The 17,415-nt window shown below is 66.4% G+C and carries 12 protein-coding genes and 1 tRNA gene; 4 read left to right on the top strand and 9 right to left on the bottom strand.

Annotation, left to right across the window (positions count from 1 at the left end; all coding sequences use genetic code 11):
* Positions 1-8: 8 nt before the first annotated feature.
* From D2E24_RS07680 to D2E24_RS07665, 4 genes are all read right to left on the bottom strand, one after another.
* A complete protein-coding gene (locus D2E24_RS07680; RefSeq protein WP_125968757.1) occupies positions 9-1,484 on the bottom strand; it encodes an alpha-L-fucosidase in 1,476 nt (491 codons plus the stop codon).
* A gap of 206 nt (positions 1,485-1,690) precedes the next feature.
* Positions 1,691-3,457, bottom strand: coding sequence for a type 2 periplasmic-binding domain-containing protein (locus D2E24_RS07675; protein ID WP_125968756.1), 1,767 nt, complete (start codon positions 3,455-3,457; stop codon positions 1,691-1,693).
* Between the two features lie 111 nt (positions 3,458-3,568).
* Entirely contained in the window at positions 3,569-4,501 is a 933-nt protein-coding gene (locus D2E24_RS07670; protein ID WP_125968755.1) for a carbohydrate ABC transporter permease, read from the bottom strand.
* Between the two features lie 24 nt (positions 4,502-4,525).
* Positions 4,526-5,431, bottom strand: a complete 906-nt coding sequence (locus D2E24_RS07665) for an ABC transporter permease (RefSeq protein WP_338142209.1) — start codon at positions 5,429-5,431, stop codon at positions 4,526-4,528.
* A gap of 307 nt (positions 5,432-5,738) precedes the next feature.
* On the opposite strand from D2E24_RS07665, the gene D2E24_RS07660 reads away from it, so the two are divergent.
* The gene (locus tag D2E24_RS07660; protein ID WP_125968753.1) at positions 5,739-6,404 is read left to right on the top strand and encodes a YesL family protein; all 666 of its coding nucleotides are present in this window, start codon (positions 5,739-5,741) and stop codon (positions 6,402-6,404) included.
* A 209-nt stretch (positions 6,405-6,613) separates the two neighbouring features.
* On the opposite strand, the gene D2E24_RS07655 is transcribed toward D2E24_RS07660, so the two are convergent.
* On the bottom strand, positions 6,614-7,990 hold the full coding sequence (locus D2E24_RS07655; protein WP_206430949.1) for a serine hydrolase domain-containing protein: 1,377 nt from the start codon (positions 7,988-7,990) through the stop codon (positions 6,614-6,616).
* Between the two features lie 478 nt (positions 7,991-8,468).
* Between D2E24_RS07655 and D2E24_RS07650 the strand changes: the two genes are divergently transcribed.
* The gene (locus tag D2E24_RS07650) at positions 8,469-9,143 is read left to right on the top strand and encodes a DedA family protein (RefSeq protein WP_125968752.1); all 675 of its coding nucleotides are present in this window, start codon (positions 8,469-8,471) and stop codon (positions 9,141-9,143) included.
* Between the two features lie 389 nt (positions 9,144-9,532).
* On the opposite strand, the gene D2E24_RS07645 is transcribed toward D2E24_RS07650, so the two are convergent.
* The 4 genes from D2E24_RS07645 to D2E24_RS07630 form a co-directional block, all read right to left on the bottom strand.
* Entirely contained in the window at positions 9,533-11,590 is a 2,058-nt protein-coding gene (locus D2E24_RS07645) for a glycogen debranching N-terminal domain-containing protein (RefSeq protein ID WP_125968751.1), read from the bottom strand.
* A gap of 116 nt (positions 11,591-11,706) precedes the next feature.
* Positions 11,707-12,570 carry a carbohydrate ABC transporter permease gene (locus tag D2E24_RS07640; RefSeq protein WP_125968750.1) on the bottom strand — a complete coding sequence of 288 codons (864 nt, stop codon included), beginning with the start codon at positions 12,568-12,570 and terminating at the stop codon, positions 11,707-11,709.
* A 1-nt stretch (position 12,571) separates the two neighbouring features.
* The gene (locus D2E24_RS07635; protein WP_125968749.1) at positions 12,572-13,816 is read right to left on the bottom strand and encodes a carbohydrate ABC transporter permease; all 1,245 of its coding nucleotides are present in this window, start codon (positions 13,814-13,816) and stop codon (positions 12,572-12,574) included.
* 98 nt (positions 13,817-13,914) lie between these two features.
* Positions 13,915-15,165: a sugar ABC transporter substrate-binding protein gene (locus D2E24_RS07630; protein ID WP_125968748.1), complete on the bottom strand. Its 1,251-nt coding sequence runs from the start codon at positions 15,163-15,165 to the stop codon at positions 13,915-13,917.
* A 284-nt stretch (positions 15,166-15,449) separates the two neighbouring features.
* Here D2E24_RS07630 and D2E24_RS07625 point away from each other — a divergent pair, with 284 nt between their 5' ends.
* Both D2E24_RS07625 and D2E24_RS07620 read left to right on the top strand, forming a co-directional pair.
* On the top strand, positions 15,450-16,583 hold the full coding sequence (locus D2E24_RS07625; protein ID WP_125968747.1) for a LacI family DNA-binding transcriptional regulator: 1,134 nt from the start codon (positions 15,450-15,452) through the stop codon (positions 16,581-16,583).
* A 561-nt stretch (positions 16,584-17,144) separates the two neighbouring features.
* Positions 17,145-17,217: transfer RNA gene (locus D2E24_RS07620), tRNA-Ala, on the top strand.
* Positions 17,218-17,415 lie beyond the last annotated feature (198 nt).

The raw sequence follows: 17,415 nt of genomic DNA, 5'->3' as shown, positions 1-17,415 counted from the left end.
TATGCCGGTCAGCGGATTGTGATGCGGAATCCGACGGGCACGTCGGCGGCGACGCCGGGACGTTCGGCCGGGGTGATGACCAGGCCGTCGGCCGTGCGCTCGAACGGCACCTCGCCGGCACCGAGCTGCTCGACGCGTTCGACGATGCCGTGGAACGGGGCCCGGATGCCGTCATGGTAGGCGCCGAACGTCGTGCTGGTGAGCGTGGCCTGACCGGCGGGGTTGAGGCAGAACGCGTACACGTCGCCGTCCTTGGCGGTGAACCGCCAGTCGCCGGCCGTGTATTCGAGCGCGGTCTGGTCGGCGAACGAGCCTTCGGCGGCCTTGGTGTCGCCCTCCTCGGCGAAGCGCCACGGGCGGGTGCCGTAGATGCCCTCGCCGTTGGCGTCCATCCACGCGCCGATGCCTTCGAGCAGCTCGCGGTCGTGGTCGGCGATGGAGCCGTCGGCCTTCGGGCCGACGTTGAGCAGCAGGTTGCCGTTCTTGCTGACCGCGTCCACGAGCGTGACGATCAGCTCGGACAGGCTCTTGTAGTCGAGCGAGTTCGTGTAGCACCACGAGTTGCGCGCGATGGCGGTGTCGGTCTGCCACGGGTACGGGGTCGCGGTGGACAGGCCGCCGCGCTCCACGTCGAACAGGCCGGCGCCCCAGGCCATGCCGTCGTCCTTGTAGCAGATGATGACCGGCACGCCCCATTCGACGCCGCGGTTGTAGTAGTAGGCGGCGACCCGGCGCACGTACGGCTTGAACGCGTCGTGCTGGATCCACCAGTCGAAGTACAGCATCTCCGGACGGTAGCCGTCGATGAGCTCGCACACGCGCAGCAGCCAGTCGTCGAGGTACTCCTCGTCGGGGCGGGGCACGGAGAACAGGTCCTGGTTGTCCGGCTCGGGGTTGGCGGGCCAGTAGAAGCCGCCCTTGACGTCCGCCTCGGGGCCGCGCACGTCGGACTCGAAGTCGCGGCCGTGGCCCATGAACCACCAGTGCTCGGCGCGGTGGTTGGAGGTGGCGAAGTGCATGCCGTGGCCCAGCGTGGCCTCGCGCAGCTCGCCGATGATGTCGCGGTGCGGGCCCGTCTCGACCGTGTTCCAGTGCGACAGCTCGCTGCGGTACATCTGGTAGCCGTCATGATGCTCGGAGACCGGGAAGTAGTACTTCGCGCCGGCCTTGGCGAACAGGTCGAGCCATTCGTCAGCGTCGAAGCGTTCGGCGGTGAACATCGGGATGAAGTCCTTGTAGCCGAATTCGCTCTGCGGGCCGTAGGTGGCGCGGTGGTGGTCGCATTCGGGATAGCCTTCGATGTACATGTTGCGCGAATACCATTCGTTGCGGTATTCGGGCACGGTGTACAGGCCCCAGTGGGTGAAGATGCCGAACTTGGCGTCGGGGAACCAGCCCGGCACCTGCACCTGCGAGAGCGACTCCCAGGTGTCGGTGTAGGGGCCGCGCGCGATCACGTCGTCAATGGTCTTCAGGTCGATCATGGTCAGCTCCTTTGCTTGTGGAGGATACGCCGCGGACGGGCCTATCGGGTCATATCAGGTCGATGAGGGGTAACGGATGATATGGAAGACGGGGCGCGGAAGGCGGTCCGGTATCCGGGCCGGCCCTCCGACGCCCCGTCGTTCGGCCTTAGGTGGCCGCGCGGCCGCCGTCACGGGGACGGACGGTCACGCGACCGGGAGGAACGTCACTTGTTCTCGGCCTCGTACGCCTTGACGGCGGCCTTGCGGGCGGCGTCCTGATCCTTGGCGTTCTTCATGTCGACCTCGAGCACCTGGTCGATGCCCAGACCCTTGACGGTCTCGCGCATCTCCTTGAGGATCTTGTCGCACTCGGCCTCGGAGTCGGCGAAGGACGCCTTCCAGGACGCGTTGACGATCTCGGTCTTCACGGAGCCGCGCAGCGTGGTGATCTGCGAATCCTCCTGCGGGCTCATGTAGCTCGAACCCGGGGAGACGGCGATCATGTCGTTCGCCTCGAGGTACTCCATGGTGGTGGAGTAGCCGCCCATGTGCGCGGACCAATCCTGGTTCAGCGCGTTGGCGTTCGCCTTCTCCAGCTCGCTCGGCCACATGGTGGCGTTGTAGGAGTAGCCGGTCTCCGGATCGATGTCGTTGACGTTCACGGTCGGGAAGTTCAGCGCGGAGATGCCGTCGGAGTAGGAGCCGCCGCCCCAGTCCTCCGGGACGTTGGCGCTGCCGCCGGACAGGACGTTGGAGCCGAAGTCGGTGAGCACCGGCTCGCCGTCGTCGTTGAGCTCCCAGTTCAGACCCTTCGGGCCGGCGGCGCCGCCGGTCTGGGCGCCGGAGTCATAGACGCCCTCGGAGGAGAACAGCCAGTCGATGAACTTGACCAGACGCTGCTTGTTCTTGGCCTTCGAGCCGATGCCGATGAAGGTCTTGCCGCCGGTCGGGGTGGCGCCGTAGGAGAAGATCTTCTGGTCCTTGAGCGGGGCGATCATGAAGCCCTTGCCGGCGTCCTTGTTCTCGTTGGTGTTGTAGGCGGCCTGACCGAGCCACGGCCAGAAGGAGAACAGGACCTTGCCCTCCTTGTACTTGGAGTTCATCGTGTCGTAGTTCTGGGTCGTGGACTCCGGGTCGACGATGCCGGCGCGGTAGGCGGCGTTGAAGAACTTGATGGTGCGCTCGTAGATGCCGCCCTCGTCGGTGATCGACTGGTAGTCGGAGCCGTCGGCCTTGGCCAGCACGAAGCCGAGCTCGTCATAGCCGTAGAAGCAGGTCGGCTGCTTGGCGTTGTTCATCATGTTGCCGTCCCAGTCCTTGAAGAAGGACATGGCGTAGATGTCGTCGCGGCCCTCGGTCTCGCGGGCCTTGTCCTGCATCTCCTTGAGCACCGGGATCAGGTCCTCGAGGGTGTCGATCTCCGGGTAGCCGACGGCCTTGTAGTAGTCCCAGCGGAGGTACGGGCCGAACGTCGGTTCCAGGCCCTCGGACGCCTCGGTCGGCGCCAGCGACGACACCGAACCCGGGATGCCCCAGACGCCCTCCTCCTGGCCCATCGTCTCGTTCATCGCGTCGATGGCGAGCTGGTTGGCCTTGATGTTGTCCATGCCGTCCAGGTACGGGGTCATGTCGGCGAGCAGCTTGGACTTGACCAGCTTGGCGCCCTGGCCGTTCTCGTAGCCGTAGATGATGATGTCGCCCAGGTTGCCCGAGGCGGAACGGGTATCGAACAGGGTCGAACCGCCGCCGGCCACGTTCGGGGCGATGATGTTCAGCTTGATGTTGAACTTGTCCAGAACGACCTTGGCGAACCAGCCCTTCTGCTCGCCCTGGTAGTTCGCCAGGCCGTCGAAGACGTCGACGGTCATCAGCGAACCGTCGTCGACGGCGTCGTCCTGAGCGGAGTCGCCGCCGCAGCCGGCCAGGGAGAACATCATCGCGGCGGCCAGACCAGCGGCCAGACCGGCGGTGAGCTTCTTCTTGATTCCCATAACGGAAACCTCCTTGTTCCTTTTCTTTGTGAAAAATCCTTTGTCGGTGTATGCGCGGCCGGACCGTGTGCCCGGCCGCGCGACGGGTGCCGCCGTATCAGGCGGAACGGATCAGCCCTTCACTGCGCCGAGCATCATGCCCTTGACGAAGAAGCGCTGGAAGAACGGGTAGACGAACAGGATCGGCAGCACGACGATCACGGAGACCGTCATACGGATCGACGTCGGGGTCTGCTGGGTCGCCAGGGCGGCCACGTTCATCGCGGTGCCGGCGCTCGCCTTGACGGAGGCGGCGAGGGCGTTCGCCTGGTTGATGTACGTGTACAGCAGGTACTGCAGCGAGTACAGCTTCGAGTCGGTCATGTAGATCAGCGTGTCCTGGAAGGAGTTCCACTGGCCGACGGCGGAGAAGATGCCGACGGTCGCCAGGATCGGGGACATCATCGGCAGCACGATCTTCCAGAAGACCGTCAGCGTGCCGGCGCCGTCCATCTCGGCGGCCTCCTGCAGCGAGTGGGGGATCGACTCGACGAACGTCTTGACCAGGATGATGTTGAACGGCTGCACGATGGCCGGCAGGACGTAGACCCAGAAGTTGTTGGTCAGGTGCAGGTTCTTCATCGTGATGAACATCGGGATCAGGCCCGCGTTGAAGTACATCGTGATGACGATGAAGCGGTACCAGAACTGGCGGTGCCACATCTTCTCCTGGGTGAACATGAAGCCGAGGAACGCGCGGGCGACCACGGTGCACACCGTGCCGATGACGGTACGGGCCAGGGAGATGAACGCGGCGGTGCTCAGACCGTCGAGCGCGAACACCTGCTTGTAGTTCTCCCAGTGGATGCCCTGCGGCAGCCAGTTCACCTCGCCGGCCGCGGAGGCCGCGTTATCCGACAGCGAGTTGATGATCAGGTAGTAGAACGGGTACACGCAGACGAACGCGAACAGGATGAAGAAGAGGATGTTGAAGACGTTGTAGACTTCCTCGCCGCGGGTGCGCCGCTGCGAGGGGGCCACGCCCTGCTTGACTTTCTGTGCCATGATTCTTCCTTTCACCTTCACCGGTCAGACGATGGACACGCCGCGCGTGCGCTTGGACAGCCAGTTGACCAGGATCAGCAGGCCGACGCTGACCAGGGACTTGAGCATCGAGATCGCGGTCGCCAGGGAGAGCGAGCTGCTGCCCATGCCGACGTTGTAGACGTAGAGGTCGAGGACCTGGATGTGCTGCATGTTGAAGGCGTTCTGGAACACGAAGTACTGGTCCATGCCGTTGTTGAGGAAGTTGGAGATCGACAGCATGAGCAGGACGAAGTAGGTCGGCAGCAGCTGCGGGATCGTCACGTGGATGATCTGCTGGAAGCGGTTGGCGCCGTCCACTTGGGCGGCCTCGTACAGCTCGGGGTCGATGCCCGCGATGCCGGCGAGGTACATGATGGAGCCCCAGCCGAGGCCCTTCCACAGGCCCCACAGCAGCATCTTCAGCCACGTGTGCAAGTCGGAGTCGAGGAACTTGATCGGCTCGGAGATCAGGCCCATGTTCTCGAGCAGCGTGTTGAACATGCCGGTGGTGGAGAACATCGCGAACGCCACGGCGTAGACCAGAACCCAGGAGATGAAGTTCGGCAGCGTGGTGAGCGTCTGGATGAGGTTCTTGAACCACTTGGCGCGGATCTCGTTCAGGGCGATGGCGAACACCAGCGGGAAGAACGAGGTCAGGATGTTCAGGCCGGACATCGCGAAGGTGTTGACGAGCACCTGGCCGATGGTCTTGAGCTGCGCCGGGTTCTGCACCAGCATCTCGAACCACTGCAGGCCGACGAAATCGCACTCGGACAGCGGCAGCGGCGGCTGGTAGTCGAAGAACGCGTAGATCCAGCCGAACAGCGGCAGGTAGCTGAACAGCAGGGACATGATCAGGAACGGCACGATCAGCAGCCACAGACGGAAGCCATGCTGCTTGGCGGACATGACCCTGCCGTCGCCGGACCTGCGCGCCGCGCGGGCGGCCTTCCCACCGGAGGCCGCGCCTACGGCCGGGGCACCTCCTCCCACGGCCTTTCCACTCTCCTCTTTCGATTGCATCATTCCTCCTTTGGTTTTCGATGCATCGCGATCGCCCCGGACTCAGACAGCCTCGCCTCTCCGGGACCCTTCCTTATTTATTAAGTTATAGATAAGCATGGTATACTCATTTTACAAACTTGTCAAACCGGCGGAATTCCAACGCAACGCCGGCGAGGCACCCGCAGACGCACACGGAAATGAGGTCACCGATATGCAGCTGTTCAACCCCGAGAACCAGTTCTGGCAGTTCGTAGCCCTGTGCATGAGGTACTTCGTGCTCAACCTGCTGTTCGTCATCACGCTCATCCCGATCGTCACGATCGGCCCGGCCCGAGCCGCCCTCTACAGCACGGTCTTCGCCTACCACGAGAACGAGGACATCCACCTCGGCCGCGAATACCTCAAGCGCTTCAGGCGGGAGTTCCTCCCCTCGCTCGCCTCGTCGGCCATCATCATCGCCGTGCTCGCCGTCGCGACGTTCTCCATCGTGTTCTGGAACGCGCTCGACACCGACCTCGCGTACGTGGCGCTGCCGGTCCTCATCATCGTCGGCGCGATCGCGCTGCTCACCTTCGAGTACTACTCGCCGCTGCAGGCACGTTACGCCAACTCGTTCGGCGCCACCCTGCGCAACGCGGCGATGATGCCGTGGGCCGCCTTCCGCCACACCCTCGGCCTGATCGCCATCGACGTGGCCGGACTGGCGCTCTTCCTGTTCACCGGATGGTTCCGCGTCGCGTTCATCCTGCTCGGCTTCGCCTGGCTCGCCTACGCCAAGTCGTTCATCTTCCTGCGCGCCTTCGCCGCCGTCGCCGGCGACCCGACCAAGGACCGTCAGGCGCCCGACTACTCGATGCCGTCCGCATCCATCCAGTAGGGGGTGTGTTGCGTGTCGTGGCGGTTCGGCGACACCGTCGTCGCCGGACCACTGCGACACGCCCGGATTGGTCATACGCAACGCACGTCATCCGTCATATGACGGCGTGTCCTGCACCTATCCCCGGTTTCGTATACGCAATCCGGGTGTGTCGTCGGCGTCGGACGGCGGCCCGACCGTCCGACGCCGGCGACACACCACCGGACCCGTCAGTCGAGGTACGACGTGACGATGTTCTTCACGCGTCGCGTCAACGGGGTGACGCCGGCGTTCGTCAGCTGCATCATCAGCAGGATCGTCGTGCCGGTCGACGGGTCGTTGTCGAAGTACGTGCCCAGCCAGCCGTCCCAGCCGTACTCGCCGACGTGGTTGAGCATCAGCGACTTGCCCGGCTCGCGCATGATGCGCATGAACGTGTTGTAGCCGTACCCCGGCTGCCACTCCTCGAAATCCGGGTAATGACGCGCGTGCAGCGCGCTCGACGTCATCATCGCGACCGTCGTCGGGCGCAGCAGGCGCACGCCGTCGACCTCGCCGCCGTTGGCGAGCATCCGGCCGAAGCGCATGTAGTCGTCCAGCGTCGACTTGAGGCCGGCGCCGCCCGACTGGAACGCCGGATCGCCGTCCGGCACGTATTCGACGCCCAGATGGTTCGTCGCGATCTCGTGCAGCACGCCGCGTCCGCGGTCGGCCGGCGCGATGCGGTTCTCCTCCAGCACCGGGCAGTCCGGACGGTCGTACACGGCGGCCAGACGGCCCAGCTTCGACTCGGGCACATGGAAGGCGGTGTCGACCATGCCGAGCGGCTCGAAGATCTCGTCGTGCAGGAAGTCGCCGAACCGCTTGCCGCTGGCCACCTCGATGACCGCGCCCATCACGTCGGCGCTCGTGCCGTACATCCAATGCGAGCCGGGCTGGAAGCGTAGCGGGCACGCGCCCAGCCGGTTCGCCAGCTCCACCGTGCCCATCGCATTGGGTGTGCCCAGACGCGCGTCGAGCTCGTCGAACACCTTGCCGACGAGACGGCCGGCCTCGTGGCCGCCGTCCGGGTACGGCAGGCCGGACGTCATCATCAGCAGGTCCTTGATGGTCGGCTCGCGCAGCGCGGCGACCGTGCGCGCGCCGTCGTCGGCGCGGCCGCCGGTCGTGCCGGCCATGTCCATCGGGATGTCGTTGGACAGCGCGCCGTCGGCGGCGTCGGCGACGACGCGCTGGCCGGCGAACGCGGGCAGGTAGGCGCTGACGGGGTCGCCCAGGTCGATGACGCCGCGTTCGACGAGCATCATCGCGGCGGCTCCGGTGACGGGCTTGGTCTGCGAGTACAGGCGGCAGATCGTGTCGCGGTCCATCGCCTCGCCGCGTTCGATGCTGCGCAGGCCCGACTGCGCGTACCACAGTTCCTCGCCGCGGCGGCTGACGAGCACGTTCGCGCCGGCCACCTCGCCGCGTTCGACCGCGCGGTCCAGCGCCGCCTGAATCAGCCGGCGCGCCTGCTCGCGTTCGCTTGCGCCCGGCCGGATGCCGGCGGTTCCGGCGGTCGTGCCGACTGCCGTATCGCCGGTCATGATGGTCGCTTCATCGCTCATTCGTATCGTCCTTTCCTTCCGATGCGGGACCGCCGACTGCCGCTCCCCCGCTGCTGATCTGCGCGCCGACGATGCGGCTCCGTCGCGTCGCCGCCGTCGCGCCATCGTCGTGCCGGCACCCATCGTACATCGCCGACGCGCAGCGAAACCCGCTTATTGATAAATCAATAAATAAGATTTCGTCGGCTCGGACCATCCACCGCCGAACGTCGCCGCGGCATCCCCCGGACGCAGAACCGGCCAAAGACGGGCGGCCATTCCGGACAGTCTGACGGCAGGTCGGGCATCACAAGTGAACGACTGACGAACGCCGGGCGAACGGCAGTCGGACGATGGTTGAATGGGCCGTGAACCGGCGCGAAAAATTGTGCAGATACGGTCGATTCGTCACAACGGACGAGCGCTCCTAGAGGGCCGCTGGTATCGTCGGTACGGTTGAATCATCGCCAATCAGGGCTTACGTAACGACGGGACTTCCATGGGTTTCATCAACTTCATCATCGAGCTGCTCAAGGATCCGCGCGCGGCCATCGCCGGCTGGATCGCGATGGGCGTCGCGCCCACGCTCGGCATCATCTTCCTCATCATCTTCATCGAAACGGGCGTCGTGTTCTTCCCGTTCCTCCCCGGCGACTCGCTGCTGTTCGCCGCCGGCGTGTTCGCCGCGCCCGACGCGCAGACCGGCCAGGCCGCGCTGCCGCTCATGGCGCTGCTGCCGGTCGTGTGGATTGCGCCGATCATCGGCGACCAGTGCAACTACTTCATCGGCCATTTCTTCGGCCGCCGCATCATCGAATCCGGCAAGGTCAAGGCCATGACGCCGGAGCGCATCGCCAAGACCGAGGCGATGATCGAGAAGTGGGGCCCGCTGGCCGTGTTCCTGGGCCGCTTCTTCCCGTTCATCCGCACGTTCATGCCGTTCATCTCGGGCATCTCCGGCATGCGCTGGGCGCGCTTCACGCCGTTCTCGGTGCTCGGCGGCCTGATCTGGTCGTCGCTGTTCACGTTCCTCGGCTACTTCTTCGGCAACATCCCGGCCGTGCAGGAGCATTTCGAGCTGGTGATCGTGCTGATCCTCGCCGTCTCCCTCGTCCCGACGTTCATCGGCCTGCTCAAGGCCAAGTTCGGCAGGAAGAAGCCGGCCGACGCCTGATCGGCGCGCCCTTCTCCTCCGACGAATCACGGGCCCGGACCTGCTCTCAGGTCCGGGCCCGTCCCATATCTGGTCTCTATTCCGGCTCCCATCCCGGCTCCCATCCGCCTCCTTCCGCCTTCCCCCCCCCCCCGTCGCAACCCGCACATCGTCCGCCGTTCCCATACGAATCCCGACGCCAGGGGCACCCGCAGCGTCGCAATCCGCACACGCAGTCCGGTTCACTAACGGATTGCGACGCTAACAACAGGTTTAGCGTCGCAATCTGTAAGAGATCGGCCATCCACGTACGAGTTACGACGCAACACGCGCCCTCAGCGTCGCAATCCGCACACGAAAGTCCGGTCATGTACGGATTGCGACGCTGCAGCAGGTCGCCCCCCGGAGGATCAGCGGCCTTCGATGCGCAGGTCGCGGGCCAGCGGGGAATCGACGGCAGCCGACGCGCCATCGGACGCCTCTCCGTCAGGCGCCAGACCGAGCAGCAGGGACAGCACGGCGACCGACGACGCGGCCGACCACGCCTGCGGATGGCAGGCCGCCGGGTACGGGGCCGGGCCGGAGCCGAAGCCGTCCGCGCCGAACGCGTCGCCCGCGTACAGCTCCGGGATCTGGTAGCCGAACGACGCGGCCGCACGCACCAGTCCTTCGGCGACGCGCAGCGCCTCCGCCTCGTAGCCTTCGTCGCGCAGGCCGTTCATCACCACGGCGCTGTCGTGCGCCCACACCGAGCCGCAGTGGTAGCTCAGCGGCGAGTAGCCGCCGGCCAGCGTGCTCATCGTGCGCACGCCGTACCCGCTGAGCATGTCGTCGCCGGTCAGGCGGGCGACGACGTCGCGCACGCCGTCCTCGTCGAGGATGCCGGTGCCCAGCAGGTGGCCGATGTTGCTCGTGAGCGAGTCGACGGGCCGCTTGTCGGCGTCGAGCGCGATGGCCGGGTAGCGACCGCGGCCGTCATCGACCCAGAACGCCTCGTTGAAGCGCTCCTTGAGCCGGGCCGCCCACGCACGCCAGCCGTCGGCACCGGGCCGACCGTAGCGGTCCAGCAGGTCGGCGCCGAGCATGGCCGCCTGGTAGGCGTAGCCCTGCACTTCGCACAGCGCGATCGGACCGCGTGCGATGGTGCCGTCGTTCCAGCGCACCGAATCGCCGGAGTCCTTCCATCCCTGGTTGCTCAGGCCGCGGCCGGTGCGGTCGATGTATTCGAGGAATCCGTCGCCGTCGCAGTCGCCCCAGTCGCGCAGCCATGCGAGCGCCGCCTCCAGGTTGGGGATGAGCGCGCGGATCTCGTCGTCGGGCGCGCCCCAGCGGGCGGCTTCGGCGAGCAGCACGATCCACAGCGGGGTCGCGTCGATGGTGCCGTAGTAGAGCGGCGGCAGGCTGGTGCCGTCGTCGAAGGCGCCGGTCTGGACGAGCTGTTCGGCGCGCAGTTCGTGCATGATCTTGCCGGGGTCGGCGTTGGTGGCGGGGTCGGATGCGGTGGCCTGGAAGTGGGCGAGGGTGCGCAGCGTGCCCATCGCGGTGCGCGTGGTGAGCGGCAGCAGGAATCGGGCGGCCCACAGCGAGTCGCGGCCGAACAGGGTGAAGAACCAGGGTGCGCCGGCGGCGAGGAATTCGTCGTCGGGCAGGGCGGGGATGGCCATGCGCAGGCCGTCGAGGTCGCGCAGGGACGTGTTGATCCAGTCGGCGACACGGCTGTCGGCGGCGTGGACGTGCACGTCGGCCCACGGGCAGGCGGCGGTCGCGGCGCGCACGACGTTGCCGGGCGCGTCGACGGCGACGGTCAGGCCGGCGGCCGCGGTGCCGCGCGCGGGGACGGCGAGGGTCCAGATGAGCGTGCAGTCGGTGCCGTCGACGGCGACGCACGGCGGCGTGCCGGCCGTGGCGTCGGCGGTGACGACGGCGGCGAGCTTGCCGTCGGTGACGCGTACGGTGCGCACGCCGTCGGCCGTCGTGTCAGCGACGTCGACGGCGATGCGTCCGTCGAGCGCCACCGCGGACGGCGCGCCGCCCTTGACCTCCTGCATCGTGGCCATGTCGAACCGCAGGGTGACGGCGAGGCGGATGGTGACGTCGTGGTCGAGCGCGCTGGTGACGGTGCAGCGTTCGGCGAGCGCGTCGGGGGTGAGGTCGCGGCGTTCCTCGACGCGCACCTGCGGGTCGACGGTGGGGCCGTCGATGTTGCGCACGATCATCGTGGTCGTGCTGGCGCCCTTGCCGTGCGCACGCCATGCGACGGGGACGGGCGCCTCGCCGTCGACGGTGGTGCGGATCGCGGAGACGATGCGGGTGTCGCCGTGGTAGAGGCCGGCGATGCTGGCGGTGCCGGCGTGGGGCGCGGTCGCGTCGACGACGCCGTCGGGGTCGGCCCACAGTTGGGTGGGGGCGCACACGAGCGGCTTCATGTCGTGCATCCACGGCTGGCGGGGCTGGGTGTTGGTGCTCATGGGATTCTCCGTTGTGGTTCGGTCGGTCGGTTCTGTCGGGTCGGTCGGTCCGGTGGGGATGGCCGGATGGATGGTCGGGCCGGCCGCGGCGGTCGTGGCCGCGGCCGGCGGAGAGGTCATTCCTTGACGGATCCCTCGGAGCTGTTCATGATCTGCTTCTGGAAGACGAAGAACAGCAGGGCGACGGGGATGGTCATGACGACGGCGGCCGCGAGTTTGACCGGGTACTGGTTGCCGCTGGACAGCTGGCCGCTGGCGAGCGAGGCGACGCCCTTGGTGAGGGTGGTGAGCGACGACGACTGCGTCGAGACGATGAAGTGCGACAGCTCGTTCCACGATCCCTGGAAGGACAGGATCGAGATGGTGACGAGCGCGGGGCGGGCCATCGGCAGCACGATCTGCCAGAAGATGCGGAACGTGCCGGCGCGGTCGATCATCGCCTGCTCCTCGACGGAGCGCGGGATCGATTCGAAGAAGTTCTTCATGATGAACACGCCGGACGCGTCGATGAGCAGCGGCAGGATCATGCCCGCGTAGCTGTCGTAGATGCCGAGCGTCTTGATGATGAGGAACTTGGGGATGAGCAGCACCACGCCGGGTACGCTCATCACGGCGACGAGCGCGGCGAAGATGACGTTGCGGCCGCGGAAGTGCAGTCGGGAGAGCGCGTAGCCGGCGAGCGAGTCGAAGAACACGCGTCCGCAGGTCACGACGATGGTCACGATGAACGAGTTCTTGAACCAGACGGGGAAGTCGGAGTTCAGGAACAGCTTGCGGTAGGCGGCGGCGGTCCAGGTCTCGGGGATGAGCGACACGGGGTTGGCGGTCGCGTCGGCGTCGGTCTTGAACGACGTGGCGATCTGGATGACGAACGGCATGATGTAGATCAGCGCGAGCGCCGCAAGCAGCACGTACAGCAGGACGCCGCTGTGGAGGAACCGCTTGAATGCGGATTCGCGGGTTCGGTTCTGTCCGTTCATGTCAGGACTCCTTTCCGGCGGTGGTCGTGCGGGCTGCGGCGCGGTCCGCGGTGGCGCCGGCGGCGGTCTTGCGCGCGCCGAGCGACATGACCTCGGCGCGGCTCATCGCGCGGGCCTCGGCCTTCATCGCGTCGTAGTCGGCGCGGCGGCGGCGCGACAGTTTGCGGTCCTTCATGATCTGGCGCTGGGCCCAGGTCATCGCGATGATGATGAAGAACAGGACGAACGAGATCGCGGCGCCGCGGCCCCACTCCTGGCTGGAGAAGGCGGCGCTGTACGACAGGTACGCGGGGGTGAGGGTCGTCTTGGAGGGCGCGCCCTGGGTGCCGGTGTAGATCTGGTCGAACACCTGCCAGGTGCCGATGATGCCGAGCGTGATGACGGTGAAGATGGTGGGCTTGAGCTGCGGCACGGTCACCTTCCACAGGCGCTGCCACGCGTTGGCGCCGTCCATGATGGCCGCCTCCTCGGTCGCCTCGCCGATGGTCTGCAGCGCGGCGATGAACATCAGCATGTACGTGCCGGATGTGGTGAACACGACCATGAGGATGATCGCGAACATCGCGACGGACGGGCCGGAGAGCCAGTCCCACCAGCTGACGCCCAGGAACCCGTTGCTGGTGAGGGCCGCCGGGCCTTCGGTCACGCCGAAGCGGGCGAGCAGCAGGTGGACGAGGCCGCGAGGGTCGTTGAACCAGTTCGGTCCGTTGATGCCGAACCAGCCGAGCACCGCGTTGATGGTGCCCGAGGAGTTGAACAGGAACAGCCACAGCACGGTGATCGCCACGGAGCTGGTGACCGACGGGAAGTAGAAGGCGGTGCGGAAGAAGCCGCGCGCCTTGAGGATCCTGCGGTTGAGCAGCACGGCGAGCAGCAGGCTCAGCAGCGTCTGCAGCGGGATCACGAGCAGCGTGTACCACGCGTTGTTGCGGATGGCGGTGCCGAAGTCGGATTGCGCCAGGCCGGGTTCGACGAGCACGTCGGCGTAGTTCTTCAGTCCGACGAAGTTCACCGATGCGCCGAACGGCGTGCCGCGGCCGGCCCAGTCGGACACGCTGACCCACAGCGCCATCACGATCGGCACGAACAGGAAGACGCCGAGGATCAGGATCATCGGCAGGCAGAACAGCCAGCCGGACAGCTCCTCGCCGCGGTTGACGCGCCGGCGTGGCGCCGACGGCCGTGATGTCTTGCGTCGCGGCGGCCTGGCCGCCGCGTTCTTGGTCTCGCTCGTCTCGCTTCCCATCTCAGGGCTCCTTCACCGTTGTCTGGTTCTCGTACTGACTGTTGACTGCCGGGGCGCGGGGCCGGCCGTCGCCGGCCGGTCCCGCGCGGTGGGGAGGACTACTTGAGGATCGCCTCGAGGTTGGTCTGGGTCTTGTCGAGGATGGCCTTCGCGTCGCCGTCCTTGAGGCCTTCGATCTGCGCGTTGAAGTCGGTGATCACGTCGGCGGCGCCCTTGGCGGTCGGCACGGTCACGGAGTATTCGAGGCCGTCCATGAAGGCGCCCAGGTCGGGGAACTCGCTCTTCCAGGTGTCGGCGAGGGTCTTGCTGGCGGGCATGATGCCGAACGCCTTGGCGAAGTCCATGACGACCTCGTCGCTGGTGAGGTATTCGACGAGGCTGATCGCGCCCTTCTGGTTCTTGCTGTCGGCGGCGATGCCCCAGCCGTTGGTGAAGTGCATCGTGCCCTTGCCGGCCGGGCCTGCGGGCAGTTCGACGACGGTGTAGTCGATGTCCGGGTAGTCGGCGGCCAGACCGCCGGTGATCCAGTTGCCTTCGATCGCCATCGCGGCCTTGCCGGTGCCGAACGCCTCGCCGCCCCAGCCGGTGCCGAGGTCGGACGCATAGGCGGCGTTGCCGGAGGCGAGCAGCTCCTTGACTTCGGTCAGGCCGGCGACGCTGGCGTCGTCGGAGGCGATCGCCTTGGTGCCGTCGTCGCTGACGAGGCCGCCGCCGGCCTGCTTGAGGAAGACGCCGACGCGCGCGTATTCGCCGCTGAACGCCAGTCCGACGTGGTCGCCGTCGGTGAGCTTGGCGGCGACGTCGGCCAGCTCGTCCCAGGTGGTCGGATAGTCGGCGTCGGTCAGGCCGGCCGCCGCCCACATCTCGTCGTTGACGACCAGCTGGAGCGTGGAGACGTCCTTGGGCGCGGCGTACAGCTTGCCGTCGTAGGTGAAGGTCTGCAGCAGGTTGTCGTAGAAGTCGCCCTTGTTCTCCAGTTCGTCGCCGTAGGCGAGCAGGGAGCCGTTCGACGCGTAGCCGGCGAGCTGCTCGGGGGCCAGGTAGAACAGGTCGGCCGGATCGCCGCCGGCGAAGCCCTGCGACAGCTGCTGGGCCATGTCGTTGGCGACCTGCACGGTGGCCTTCTGGCCGGTCTCCTCGCACCAGTCGGCGACGGCCTTCTTGACGGCCTCGGTCTCGGTGTCGCCGGAGGAGCCGATCAGGACGGTCAGCTCCTGGGAGGTGTCGGCGGTCAGGCCGCCCTCCTGGGCGTCGGTCTGCGGCTCGTCGAAGCCGCTGCCGCCGCATCCGGCGAGCAGGGTGAGCAGGGCGGCGGTCGCGGCGGTGGCGACGGTGAGCTTCTTCCTCATCGTTGAGTTCCTTTCTGTCGTGCCCGGGTCTTCGTCCCGGCCTTCAGTGGTCGACATCTTCTTTTAGAACGTTCCAATTCGCGCGGTCGAAGAACCCCTCGAGGGAGGAGGGGTATGCGACGCGCGGCCATTGCGCCCACCGACGGGATCTATCATCGGGGTTCGTCGGTGGAATTTTTACGTTCCAAAAAACAGTTATATACTAAACACAGCACATCGCACTTGTCAAATCGACCGCGGCGACGCGGGATAATGGAACGTCACAACAGACGGAAGGGGGCATCATGGTCAGCATCAAGGACGTCGCCAGGGAAGCCGGCGTTTCGCCGCAGACCGTATCCAACTGCATCAACAATCCGGCCATCGTCAAACCGGCCACGCGCACGCTCGTCAACGCCGCCATCGAACGGCTCAACTACACGCCCAACGCGTCCGCGCGACGGCTGCGCACCCAACGCAGCAACACCATCGCCATCGGCATCGCGCCCGTCAGCTACTCCCCCATCTATGACCCGCTGCTGCACGCGCTCGTCACCGAGGCCGACGCCCACGGCATCCGCGTCATCCTCTACAAGACCGACTCGCATCAGGACGAGATCCGCCAATTCGAACAGCTCATCGCACGCGGCGACGTCGACGCGTTCGTCCTCGTCAACACCACGCACGACGACCCGCGCATCGCATGGCTCAACGAGCACCGGCAGACGTTCGTGCTGTTCGGCCGCCCCTGGGGGCGCGCCGACATGCACGAACCCGACGTGCCGTGGGTCGACGTCGACGGACGCGCCGGCATCGCCGACGTCACCCGGCATCTCATCCTCCACGGATGCAAGCACATCGGATTCATCGGCTGGCCGGGCCTGTCCGGCACCGGCATGGACCGGCGGCTCGGCTGGCGGCAGACCATGCTCGACGCGCGCATGGCCACGCCCGCCGAACTCGACCAGCTCAGCGAGGATGCCGAAAACGACATCATCGCCGGGCAGACCGCCTGCATCGCCCTGCTCGACCGACGCCCCGACATCGACGCGATCATCTGCGTGAGCGACACCATCGCCACCGGCGTCGCGCTCGCGCTGCCCACCGACACCGACATCACCGTCACCGGCTTCGACAACACCGTCTCCGCCCAGTCGCTCGGCATCCCCAGCGTCGCACAGCCGCTCGCCGGCGCCGCGCGCGAGCTCGTCCGCATCACCCAGGAACGGCTGCGCGCCCGGCTCGCCGAGGCGGCGGCCGGGAACGGGGCCGATGCGGCGGCCACCGTGCGGCCCACGGACGCCGGGGCATCAGGCGGAACCGCGACCGGCGCGACGCCGAACGGGGACACGGACGATGGGAAGACCGGTCGGACCACCCTCTGCGGAGAACCGGACCGCGACCACGTCCTACTCACCCCGACCCTCGCCCTGCGCTAGCCGCAGCGCACCGCCGATTCGGCGTCGCGATCCGCTCACGGAATCGGGTCCATGAACAGATTCCGACGCCGGCAGCCCCCGCAGCGTCGCGATTCGCACGCCGTCCGCCGCCCCCATACGAATCCAGACGCCAGCACCGTCTGCCGCGTCGTAACCTGCATATGGAGTCTGGTTCATGACCGGGTTACGGTGCAACGCACCTCGCCCGCGTCGCACCGCATCCCAGCACCGATCGCATACGGTTTGCGACGCAAACCCCTCCGCCAGCGTCGCAATCCGCATACGCAATCCGGTTCATCAACGGATTGCGACGCCGACGACGGTCGTAGCGTCGCAATCTGTATACGGGTCAACATTCTTGACCGGATCACGACACATCCCGACGCATCCCGACACGACAACGCCCCGCCAGCGTCGTCGTTCGTACACGGAAGCCCCTTCCCATACAGGTTGCGACAGCGCGACACTCCGACACAGGACTCTTGCACACGCCGATTTGCGTTTGCGAACAGGTCGTACTAGAGTGTGACGAGTTGTCATGCAGAGCATGATGGCACCTGCGGGGCTGTAGCTCAGTTGGTAGAGCGCTTCGTTCGCATCGAAGAGGTCGTGGTTTCGATTACCATCAGCTCCACTTAAGGCCGTTTCCATTCCACCGGGAACGGCCTTTTTCTTTTTTCCGACACCGGTTTTCGGGGTTATAGGGGCTCTTCGCATTTTGGTGTGTAAGGGCCGTGCGGTTTGATTCGGTGTGTGATTGAAAAAATGAATGAAACCGCGCGGCTTGGTATTGAGTCTAGCGCGTTCGACGGCCGGGTCCTGCTCGGCCTGG

Source organism: Bifidobacterium samirii, from assembly GCF_003952945.1.
GTDB classification, from domain to species: Bacteria; Actinomycetota; Actinomycetes; order Actinomycetales; family Bifidobacteriaceae; genus Bifidobacterium; species Bifidobacterium samirii.
This window is presented reverse-complemented; position numbering and strand designations above follow the sequence as displayed.

Bases quoted from the DNA above. Each gene is read 5' to 3' on its own strand.
- D2E24_RS07680 (WP_125968757.1), bottom strand. From the start codon at position 1,484: ATGATCGACCTGAAGACCATTGACGACGTGATCGCGCGCGGCCCCTAC.
- D2E24_RS07675 (WP_125968756.1), bottom strand. From the start codon at position 3,457: ATGGGAATCAAGAAGAAGCTCACCGCCGGTCTGGCCGCTGGTCTGGCC.
- D2E24_RS07670 (WP_125968755.1), bottom strand. From the start codon at position 4,501: ATGGCACAGAAAGTCAAGCAGGGCGTGGCCCCCTCGCAGCGGCGCACC.
- D2E24_RS07665 (WP_338142209.1), bottom strand. From the start codon at position 5,431: ATGTCCGCCAAGCAGCATGGCTTCCGTCTGTGGCTGCTGATCGTGCCG.
- D2E24_RS07660 (WP_125968753.1), top strand. From the start codon at position 5,739: ATGCAGCTGTTCAACCCCGAGAACCAGTTCTGGCAGTTCGTAGCCCTG.
- D2E24_RS07655 (WP_206430949.1), bottom strand. From the start codon at position 7,990: ATGAGCGATGAAGCGACCATCATGACCGGCGATACGGCAGTCGGCACG.
- D2E24_RS07650 (WP_125968752.1), top strand. From the start codon at position 8,469: ATGGGTTTCATCAACTTCATCATCGAGCTGCTCAAGGATCCGCGCGCG.
- D2E24_RS07645 (WP_125968751.1), bottom strand. From the start codon at position 11,590: ATGAGCACCAACACCCAGCCCCGCCAGCCGTGGATGCACGACATGAAG.
- D2E24_RS07640 (WP_125968750.1), bottom strand. From the start codon at position 12,570: ATGAACGGACAGAACCGAACCCGCGAATCCGCATTCAAGCGGTTCCTC.
- D2E24_RS07635 (WP_125968749.1), bottom strand. From the start codon at position 13,816: ATGGGAAGCGAGACGAGCGAGACCAAGAACGCGGCGGCCAGGCCGCCG.
- D2E24_RS07630 (WP_125968748.1), bottom strand. From the start codon at position 15,165: ATGAGGAAGAAGCTCACCGTCGCCACCGCCGCGACCGCCGCCCTGCTC.
- D2E24_RS07625 (WP_125968747.1), top strand. From the start codon at position 15,450: ATGGTCAGCATCAAGGACGTCGCCAGGGAAGCCGGCGTTTCGCCGCAG.